General features: G+C 64.3%; 9 protein-coding genes and 2 pseudogenes. 3 read left to right on the top strand and 8 right to left on the bottom strand.

The features are described 5' to 3' along the window. Window positions 1-563 (bottom strand): annotated as a pseudogene (locus AC062T_RS11235) (hypothetical protein); the annotation flags it as partial. A gap of 49 nt (window positions 564-612) precedes the next feature. Next, entirely contained in the window at window positions 613-1917 is a 1305-nt protein-coding gene (gene tyrS, locus AC062T_RS11230; RefSeq protein ID WP_476030071.1) for a tyrosine--tRNA ligase, read from the bottom strand. Window positions 1918-2006: 89 nt separating this feature from the next. Between tyrS and AC062T_RS11225 the strand changes: the two genes are divergently transcribed. After that, the gene (locus tag AC062T_RS11225) at window positions 2007-2657 is read left to right on the top strand and encodes a DNA-binding protein (protein WP_476030069.1); all 651 of its coding nucleotides are present in this window, start codon (window positions 2007-2009) and stop codon (window positions 2655-2657) included. 18 nt (window positions 2658-2675) lie between these two features. Then, window positions 2676-3236 carry a hypothetical protein gene (locus AC062T_RS11220; RefSeq protein ID WP_476030067.1) on the top strand — a complete coding sequence of 187 codons (561 nt, stop codon included), beginning with the start codon at window positions 2676-2678 and terminating at the stop codon, window positions 3234-3236. 30 nt (window positions 3237-3266) lie between these two features. Here the strand turns inward: AC062T_RS11220 and AC062T_RS11215 are convergent, their stop codons facing one another. From AC062T_RS11215 to AC062T_RS11205, 3 genes are read right to left on the bottom strand one after another with little or no spacing between them, the layout of a single operon-like run. Next, window positions 3267-4634, bottom strand: a complete 1368-nt coding sequence (locus AC062T_RS11215; RefSeq protein WP_476030065.1) for an FtsX-like permease family protein — start codon at window positions 4632-4634, stop codon at window positions 3267-3269. After that, entirely contained in the window at window positions 4631-5350 is a 720-nt protein-coding gene (locus tag AC062T_RS11210; RefSeq protein WP_476030064.1) for an ABC transporter ATP-binding protein, read from the bottom strand. Before AC062T_RS11210 ends, AC062T_RS11215 begins: the two co-directional genes overlap by 4 nt. 58 nt (window positions 5351-5408) lie before the next feature. Then, window positions 5409-5672: a DNA-3-methyladenine glycosylase gene (locus AC062T_RS11205; RefSeq protein ID WP_476030073.1), complete on the bottom strand. Its 264-nt coding sequence runs from the start codon at window positions 5670-5672 to the stop codon at window positions 5409-5411. A 144-nt stretch (window positions 5673-5816) separates the two neighbouring features. Here AC062T_RS11205 and AC062T_RS11200 point away from each other — a divergent pair, with 144 nt between their 5' ends. Then, entirely contained in the window at window positions 5817-6587 is a 771-nt protein-coding gene (locus AC062T_RS11200) for a hypothetical protein (protein ID WP_476030062.1), read from the top strand. Window positions 6588-6704: 117 nt separating this feature from the next. Here the strand turns inward: AC062T_RS11200 and AC062T_RS11195 are convergent. The 3 genes and pseudogenes from AC062T_RS11195 to argH all read right to left on the bottom strand — a co-directional run. Then, window positions 6705-7080: pseudogene (locus tag AC062T_RS11195) on the bottom strand (DNA-3-methyladenine glycosylase). 731 nt (window positions 7081-7811) lie between these two features. Beyond that, window positions 7812-8402: a DNA-3-methyladenine glycosylase gene (locus AC062T_RS11190; protein WP_476030060.1), complete on the bottom strand. Its 591-nt coding sequence runs from the start codon at window positions 8400-8402 to the stop codon at window positions 7812-7814. Window positions 8403-8423: 21 nt separating this feature from the next. Continuing rightward, a partial coding sequence (gene argH / locus AC062T_RS11185; RefSeq protein ID WP_476030058.1) for an argininosuccinate lyase occupies window positions 8424-9280 on the bottom strand: 857 nt, incomplete at its 5' end.

Below are 9280 nucleotides of genomic sequence, written 5' to 3'. Positions count from 1 at the left end.
GGCCCGCTCTGCGATGAACCTGATTCTTCGGTCTCGTCGCTGATGTCAATGCCGAGTTGCTCGAAAGCCGAGCTGCCGACCGATGAGGACTCCTGCGCGGTCGCAGCATCCGGCGCCCGCCGCATACGCGAGGCGTCGGCCATCGTTTCGGCCGCGGCCGCAGGGGTGGGCGCGAACGCGGGCGTCGCGCTCAGATAGCTCGAGATCGGCACGGACGGAACTGCTGGCGGTGCCGGTGGGAACCGCGCGGCCGTGGGCTGCGCGAGCGGCGCAGCGCTAACCGGCGGGGTCTGGCGATCGTCGTGAGACGGAGACTCCGGCAGAGTCTGAGACCCCGACTGAAACTCGGGCTGAGACTGAAACTCGGGCTGACGTTCCGGCTCGGGCTGACGTTCGGGCTCGGGCTGACGTTCGGGCTCGGGCGCAGCGCGACGACCCAGAACCGGACGACGGGCTTCGTTTCGTGCCGCCTCGCGGAGGCTCTTTCGGTCTCGACGGAGTTCGCCGCCCTGCGCCGTGGGCGACGAAGGCGTCTGCCCCTGGCTTGATGACTGGTCGTTCACGCTTTCCCCTCGATTGATGCGGCTCCATAGTAAGCGAGCGCACCTCTGACTACCCTGCGATAACGCCCGCGAGAGTCTTCTTGCCCCGACGCAGCACCGCGAACTTGCCAAACAGCAGGGCGCTTCCCAGCACCGCGTCGACATCGGCGACCTTGGCGTTATTGAGGTAAACGCCCCCCTGCTCGATGGCTCGGCGCGACTCCCCCAGGCTCTTGGTGAGACCCGTTGCCACTAAGAGCTGCGCGACGGTGGACTGCTCATCCGCCTGCGTTTGCGCAAGCTCTCCGATTGCAGCCACAAGGGTCGGCTCGTCGAGTGCGGTCAGATCGCCCTGACCGAAAAGTGCCTCTGCCGCAGCTATCGCCGACTCGGTGGCAGCCACCCCATGAACGAGGGAGGTCACTTCGAACGCCAGCGTGCGCTGTGCTTCCCGACGGAACGGCTCGTCGGCGACGGCCCGCTCAAGCCCCTCGATCTCGTCACGCGACAGGAAAGTAAAGACCTTGAGCCGAGCGATAACATCCGCATCGTCGGTGTTGACCCAGAACTGGTACATCGCGTACGGGCTCGTGAGAGCGGGGTCGAGCCAAACGGCATTGCCCTCGCTCTTGCCGAACTTGGTGCCGTCGGAATTGGTGATGAGAGGGGTGCCGATCGCATGAACGCTCGCCCCTTCAGCCTTGTGGATGAGATCTGACCCGCTCGTGAGGTTGCCCCACTGATCCGACCCGCCCGTCTGCAGCACGCATCCGTATGACCGGTACAGCTCGAGAAAGTCCATGCCCTGGAGCACCTGGTAGCTGAACTCGGTGTAGCTGATGCCGGCATCGGAATTGAGCCTGGCGCTGACAGCATCCTTTTTGAGCATCGAGCCAACACGGAAGTACTTGCCCACCTCGCGCAGGAAGTCGATTGCCGACAGCGGCGCCGTCCAGTCGAGGTTGTTGACGAGCCGGGCGGCGTTGTCACCCTCGAACGACAAGAAGCGCGACACCTGGCCCTGCAGGTATCCCACCCACTCGTTGACCGTTTCGGGGGTGTTGAGCGTGCGCTCGGCCGTGGGCTTGGGGTCGCCGATGAGGCCAGTCGATCCTCCGACGAGGGCGAGGGGCTTGTGACCAGCGAGCTGAAGGCGACGCAGGAGGAGCAGCTGCACGAGGTTTCCCAGGTGGAGACTTGGCGCCGTCGGGTCGAATCCGCAGTAATAGGTGATGGGCGGGCCGGCCAACAGCTCTCGGAGCTGAGCCTCGTCGGTCGATACGTGAATAAGACCGCGCCACTTCAGTTCGTCCCACACTGTGGGGAAGGCCGGGTCGTTGCTCTGGTGCGCGAGGATCGCGGGGGTTACTGACACAGAATCCACCGTATCAGCGCGTTCCCCCCTTGCCGCTTCGTCAAGTGTGGAGACTTGATTTCTGGATGTTAGTTCAGTAGCCTTGATTTGTGGAAATCAAGGAAGAGGGCCTGATGTTTGTCATTTCGGCCGACCAGCGTGGCAGCCGAGCGCGTGAAGACCTGGTCGGCCCAGCGCGCGACGCCATCAACGAGCGATTCGGCGACACCCTCACCCTGCCCGCCGATCGCAACGCCGGCGACGAAATCCAGTTGCTGACCAATAGCGCAGCAACCATGCTCGACGCCACCATCCTGCTCGCGAGAACGGGCAACTGGAGCATCGGGATTGGCGTGGGCAGCGTGCGCACCCCGCTGCCGACCAGCGTTGGCGAGGCAACCGGCGACGCCTTCATTGCCGCAAGAGATGCGGTAACGGCGGCAAAGCGACGACAGACCCGCGTCGCCGTGCGCGGCGGGGCTTCGCCAGACGATGCCTGGCCGACGGCGCTCGATGCGCAAGCCCTGCTCGATCCCTTGCTCGAGTTGTTGCGGCGGAGAAGCGAACAGGGATGGGAACTCCACGACGTTCTGACCACCGCACCAACCCAGGCCGACGCGGCGCACGTTCTCGGCATCACCGCCGCCGCAGTGAGCGACCGCGCCCGGGTCGCCGCGCTGAAAATTGAACAGGATGCGAGAAAAGCGCTTGTTAGGCTCCTCGAGAACCTCGCAACGACCGTGACGACGACAACGCCCTAGCGGGCATCCGGAGGCACCGTGCTGATCCTCTCCGCCCTGATCTATTGGGTTCTGCTGCTGCTCTGTGTTGTGGCGGCTCTCGCCACCGCCCTCGTGAGCTGGTTCAAACCTTCCCGGTATCTAACCCTCGCCTCGTCCATCGCTCTCGTGGCGGCCGTGATCGTCGCCGTAACGCCGACCCCCGGATCGACGATCGTGCTATCCATCGTGACGGGCATACTCTGCATCGCGCTGGCCATCGTGGGCGGAGGGCCAGTAGCGAGCACCGTGCTGCAGCTCGCGACTCGCGGCACCAGCACCTTCGGCGTGCACGGCGGGATTCTGCTCGACGGCGGTCGGCGCGAGGTGCTGCGCGGAGGGCTCACCATCGGGCTTCTTGAGCGGGCGGCGATCGCCGGAACACTCGTCGCCGGGTTTCCCGAAGGAATCGCCATCGTCGTGGCCATCAAGGGCGTTGGCCGGTTCACTGAACTGAGCGATGCCGAGGCTCAGGAGCGGTTCATCATCGGCACTTTCGCCAGCGTTCTCTGGGCCTGCGCCGCAGCATCCATTTCGCTGCTCGTTCGCGGCGGTCTCTAGGCCTTTCGGCGAAGAAACCGCCGCCGCGAATCATGCTCGCTCTGGTTGCGCCAGTACTCGCGAGAGGATCGGCCGGGTCACCCGCGTCGCCAAGCCAACCAAGGCGAACCCGAGCACGAACGCCCCAGCGATCACGAGCAAAGACGCCGGTGCCAAGATGAGGGTCAGACCCGCGAGCGGGAAGATCATGATCCCGCCGATGATCGCTGACCCCAGGGACACCCACCGAAGCGGGGCCATGATTGCCCGCGCCCGCGCCTTCTCCATCACGGGACGCGGCATTCCGACCCGATCGAGGTTGACGTAAAGATCGCGGCGATCGAGGATCGCGGATGCCTGGTTGACTCCCACGGAACAGGCCACCATGAGGAACGACCCGACCAGCGTGATCAGGATGCCCGTGCGAACATCCGCGAGCATGTAGCCATCCTCGACGCCTTCTGCGCCGAGCGCGTTGAGATAGGAAACCCCGGTGCCGCCGACGACCGCGACGAAGCTCGCCATTGCAACACCGCTGACCTGGCGCCAGGCCGCCTGAGGGGATTCCAGGATCGTGCGCGACGAGATGAGCGTGTGTGCGACCTTCGCGCGGCTCGCCTGGATCCCGGCGATAAGCCCGATCACCCACGGTCCGATCAGGTTGAGAACGGCAACGCCGATCGCGAAAGCGATTCCTAGCGCAACGGCAACCGCAGCGATGCTGGGGAGAACGCCCAAGCTAGCAAGGATTCCCGTCGATACGGCGATCACAACCACGCCGACGACACCCCGGACCCAGCTCAGCCGAGGCGCGCTCTGCTTGATGCGAACACCCAGTGGGGAGATCACGACGCGACGCAACCCCACGATCGAACTCACTGCGGCGAGCGCAATGACCCCAGCGACAACACCGAGAACGACGAGAGGCGACACCAGAAGCGAAGCGGCCCCGATGGGCTCACCCTTGAAAGTGATCAGCCCGACGAGCGGGGTCGCTGCGAGGTAGAGCACGACCCCTGCGAGCGCCCCCATTGCGGCAACGACCACCGACTCCAACACCGTGATTCGCGCAACCTGCGAGGGAGTTGCGCCGAGAAGTCGAAGCGTGGCGAGGCGATCATCGCGGCGGCGTGCAGACAGTCGTGCCGCCGCCCCGCTTAGGCCGGCGAGCGGAATGACCAGCAGCGCCAGGGCGAGCACGCTGAGGATGCGATAGAGCTCCGAGTAGGCCGACTCCGGCCACTGCCAGAACATGATCGTGCCGCCCGTAACGATGAGCAGCAGCGCCGTCGTGATCGCGAAGGTCACCGCCGGCAGCGCGAGAGTTGCCGCGCTATCCGCGCTTGGCCGCGCGAACATCCACGCGAGGCGAGACATGGATGGCCGGCCCTGCGCTGGGCGTGCGACGATCGCGGTCATGCTGACACCTCGGAGGTGGCATCGACGACGTCCAGGCGTCCGTCACGGAGCCGGATGATGCGCGAGCACCGAGCGGCCACCTGCTCGTCGTGCGTCACGACGACAAGCGCGCGGCTGCCATCCGCTGTGACCTCAAGCAGCGCCGTCATGACCTCGGTCGACGTCACAGAGTCGAGGGCGCCGGTCGGCTCATCCGCGAAGATCACCCCGGCACCCGTGACCTGGGCGCGAGCGATTGCCACGCGCTGAGCCTGTCCGCCCGAGAGTTCGCCGATGCGGCGCTTCTCAAGGCCAGCGAGGCCAAGCTTCGCGAGCCAGACGGAAGCATCCGCCTCGGCACTCCTGCGGGCGTGGCCAGCGATAAGCAACGGGAGCGCGACGTTCTCGACAACGGTGAGTTCGGGGATCAGAAAGCCCTGCTGGAAAACGAAGCCGAACTCCTCGCGGCGCAACCTAGACCGTTCAGACTCGCCTAGACCGGCAAGGCGCAGCGGCGTTGGCCCTGTCGACACCGTGATGTCTCCGCCGCTCGGAGGCAGGATGCCCGCGAGCGCGTGAAGCAGCGTCGTCTTTCCCGAACCAGACGGCCCCATGATCGCGACGGACTCCCCCGCAGTGATCGCCAGGCTCACCCCCGCGAGGGCAGTGTGATCGGCGTAGGAGACAACGAGATTCTGGGCGGCAAGCACGACGCGGCCCTGCTGGAAATGGATCATGCTTCTAGCCTCGCCGGGAGCATCCAGCCGCACATCAGCCCACGGATGCAATCCGGGGTCATCCTCGGGATGTATCTATTGCCTTCTGCTGCCTTGTGCGCGGCACGTGCGCCCGATATGGCGACACCGTCGGATCGCCGTCAATCCAGGAGCGCCACGGAAAGTTGTCTCCCCCGCCCGGACCTGACAGGTCTGCGCCGCCGTCGGCGAGCGTCAGGCCCAGCGCGACGCAGAGACGGGCCGGGCCCATCGCCAACTGAGCATCGTTGCGGGCCGCGGGTCTCCGCTCACGAGCGAGATCGATACCTCCTTTCGGGTTGATCTGACCAGACCTCTAGTCCCGCGTTGACTTACAGCCGGCGGGGTGACGCACACAGGGTTCGTATCAAGATGAATGATCCGGATGCCATGGGTCAGGTCATACTGAGCTCGTCGGCACGTGCGAATAAAAGGGGCGGGGTAGCGCATGGCAGTTCGATCGTGGGATGAATACACGAAGGGGCTTCTTCTGCAGGGACGATGGTTGCCTGTCACAGGGTGTCTGCTCTTCATCAATGCGCCTGCCGGGCAGTGCGCGGACGAGCTTCTCTTTGGTGTGCGGGGACGGCATATCGAAAAGCACTACGGTCATCCGCTAAGGCGCCGGACGGTCCACAGGGACTCGCTCGAAGGGTTACTCCATGATGTCCTCCCGCTGGAGAACCCCGAGTACCGGAGAACTCTCTTTCTGCAGACGGCCAGTCCCGAGTGGACGGCGATGTTCACGTCGGGTCGGCGTGGGCTTGATCCGTTCTCGCCCATGGCCTGGTTCGGTCAGGCGCGCATCGCCACAATGACGATCTTCGACATTCCCCACCAGCCAGTTAAGCCGGACGGTTACGCGTCTTACGGGGGAAGGTTGATTCAGATGTATGAGATCCCGCGCGAAGGTGAGCCGATCGGGCACGCCATCGGCGTCCGAGCCGCCAACACCCGGCAATGGGATTGGGTCCACGATCCCGACAATCCTTTTCCTTTGGGCAGCGTGTGCAACCCCGAATCCAAACGAGTGACCGATCGCTTCACGCATGAGCATCTGGTCGAGATGGCGGCCCTCTACGGGCTGCGGCCCATGGATGAGGACTTCTACGCCCCTGATGGCACCGGCATCCTTGTCGAACGCACCGACCCGATTCCGACCGGCTGGAAGACCTATACGCTCGCCCAAGCCCGCGACGAGGAGCCGTACGACGACTGAGCACGGGCTTGCGAAACCTGTGTCGGCCAGGGCGGCGTCTCGAACCTTAACGCGAGCAGCCTCTCCTCCCATGAACGATTAGCTGACCGGGACAATCCGCCACTTCGCCACCGTCCGCTAGGGCTCCCCCTTCGGCCGATGCGCCTTATTCGGGGAGACAGCCGGCTCCCCCGGTATCCAGAACCGCCACGGGTACATCTCCGTGCTCCCGCCAGGACCTGACACACCCGTCCTCGGCCCGGTCACGAAGTCCCCGCGACAGGTAGCAGTAGAGATGACCGGCTTCCTCAAACATCGCCTCAGTTCGTGGCGTCATCCCGCGATACGCGTGTGACCCCGGATCCTCCACACCTAGATACGCTTCAACCTCAGTGAGGCGCACCACGACGTCACCCCTACGGATCACAACTCCGAGGAGGACCGGTGCTACTTCGAGGGCCGAGTGCGAAACGGAACGCGCCGGGCACCATAGAGGAGCGTACCCGGCGCGCATGTCCCCGTCGGATCCCGGGCTTGGGCTAACTAGGTGTACTCGATCACCTACCTGTGTGAATACCTCACCACGGCAACGACCCCTCCAACAACGCCAGTTCCTAGAAATCCCATGGTGAATCCCACGCTGACGCCAAGAGCGATCCCCAGAGACACGCCCTGTGGATCGAAATAGAAACCAGTAGCGGCCTGTGATATCCCAGCCATAAGCGCAAGAACAATTCCCCCAGCTATGCAGCGTAGGAGCCATCCATCCATAAGGGGCTGGGTGCTTGGCGGACGTCGCAAGAGTAGGGCTAGAAGCGCTGACACGCCAGCTATCGCGGCGAGAGCGGCGATAGCTGTCACGGAGCCCTGGAGCACTACTTCTCTCACCGTTAGCTCGTCGCCGCAGGTTTGTCCCAGCGGCACAAGACGAAACACCCACCTACGCGGACTATCCAATCCTGCAGTCGCACAAATGCCCACCCGTCGCTGCAAAGAAGCCGCGAAGGTGCTGGCGACCATCGTCATGGCAAGGGTGCTCCAACCCACCCAACCCGCGGCACCGACGCGCGTCAGCACTGCTGCGGACGAGACCTTATCAACTGACATGATCGAGACCCTACCTCCCCGGCGGCGTAGGGGGTCTAGATCTAATAGGTCCCAGAAGGGACCTGATATGTCAACCACGGCGGAGGCCGCTCATCGACGATGACGCGCTAGACCTAAAAGGCTCCAGGACCCGCAACTTCAGGCCTTGCGGCGGGTGCTGCGGCGATACGGAGAGACTGTGGGGTTGCCTGGTATCCAGAAACGCCAACGGAACAAGTCGCTGCCCCCGGGCCCAGACACACCGGTTCTCGGTCCCGCTTCGTAGGCAGATGGCGATGACGCCATTTCGAGGCGTATATCGCCCGACCGCAGATCATGGCCGTCGTCACTTAGAGTGATGCCGAGAGCGACGGTGAGCCGCCCGGGACCTCGCGCCAGATCAACATCATCCTTAGTGGTGTGGCGTCGCGACCGCGCAATCTCAAACCCATCAATCACCTCGCCCGCACGCAGAAGAACTCCTGACGAGGTTCCCTCCGTCCCGGTAACAATGTTTGAGCAAGTGTGCATGCCGTACGTGAAATAGCAATACAAGTGGCCAGGTGGACCGAACATAACCGCGTTCCGAGCAGTCTTGCCGCGGTGCCCATGCGAGCCAGGATCCTCCGCTCCGAGATATGCCTCCACCTCTGTCAAACGCAAGGTCACACCACGGCTGATTAGCTGTGCGCCCAAGAGCAGGGGCGCGACCTCGAGGGCGGGGCGAGCGAGCAGACCGCGATCGAACATCCGTCTCCTCACTTCGCCCGTCTATGCCTGTGGGATGAAGGCCTTGACCCGAGACGTTAGCTCAGCCAGTTGCTCGGCCACCCGCACTGGGGCAGTGCCGCCGACCCCATCACGGCTGGCGACTGCACCCTCAACCGTGAGGACCTCGCGCACCCCGCCCGTGAGGCGCGGGTCGATCTCGGCGTAGTCGGCATCGGATGCCTCGTGCAGTTCGAGATCATTCTTCTCGCAGAATGCGACGAGGGCACCGCTGATCTCGTGCGCCTCGCGGAACGGGACACGCTGCTTGACGAGCCACTCGGCAACATCCGTCGCGAGAGAGAAGCCCTGGGGGGCAAGCTCGGCCATGCGATCCGTGTTGAAACGGAGGGTAGCGACCATGCCCGTGAAGGCGGGCAACAAGACCTCGAGCGTCTCGACAGAGTCGAAAACGGGCTCCTTGTCCTCCTGCAGATCGCGGTTATATGCGAGGGGCAGACCCTTGAGGGTGGCAAGAAGGCCAGACAGGTTGCCGATGAGGCGGCCGGACTTGCCGCGGGCAAGCTCGGCGATGTCGGGGTTCTTCTTCTGCGGCATGATCGACGACCCCGTCGAATAGCCGTCGTCGAGGGTGACGAAGTCGAACTCCCTCGTGTTCCAGATGATGATCTCCTCAGCGAACCGCGAAAGGTTGATGCCGATCGTCGCCGCGATGAAGGCGAACTCCGCGACAACATCGCGGCTCGCCGTTGCGTCGATCGAGTTCTCGGTGGGGCCACTCAGACCAAGCTCGCGGGCGACCAAGGCGGGGTCGAGGCCGAGCGAGCTGCCGGCGAGGGCACCGGACCCATAGGGCGAGGCGGATGCCCGCACCGACCAGTCACGCAGGCGCTCCAAGT

This window comes from Homoserinimonas sp., assembly GCF_056262345.1.
This window is presented reverse-complemented; position numbering and strand designations above follow the sequence as displayed.

Bases quoted from the DNA above. Each gene is read 5' to 3' on its own strand.
- AC062T_RS11200 (WP_476030062.1), top strand. From the start codon at position 5,817: ATGGCAGTTCGATCGTGGGATGAATACACGAAGGGGCTTCTTCTGCAG.
- AC062T_RS11210 (WP_476030064.1), bottom strand. From the start codon at position 5,350: ATGATCCATTTCCAGCAGGGCCGCGTCGTGCTTGCCGCCCAGAATCTC.
- AC062T_RS11215 (WP_476030065.1), bottom strand. From the start codon at position 4,634: ATGACCGCGATCGTCGCACGCCCAGCGCAGGGCCGGCCATCCATGTCT.
- AC062T_RS11190 (WP_476030060.1), bottom strand. From the start codon at position 8,402: ATGTTCGATCGCGGTCTGCTCGCTCGCCCCGCCCTCGAGGTCGCGCCC.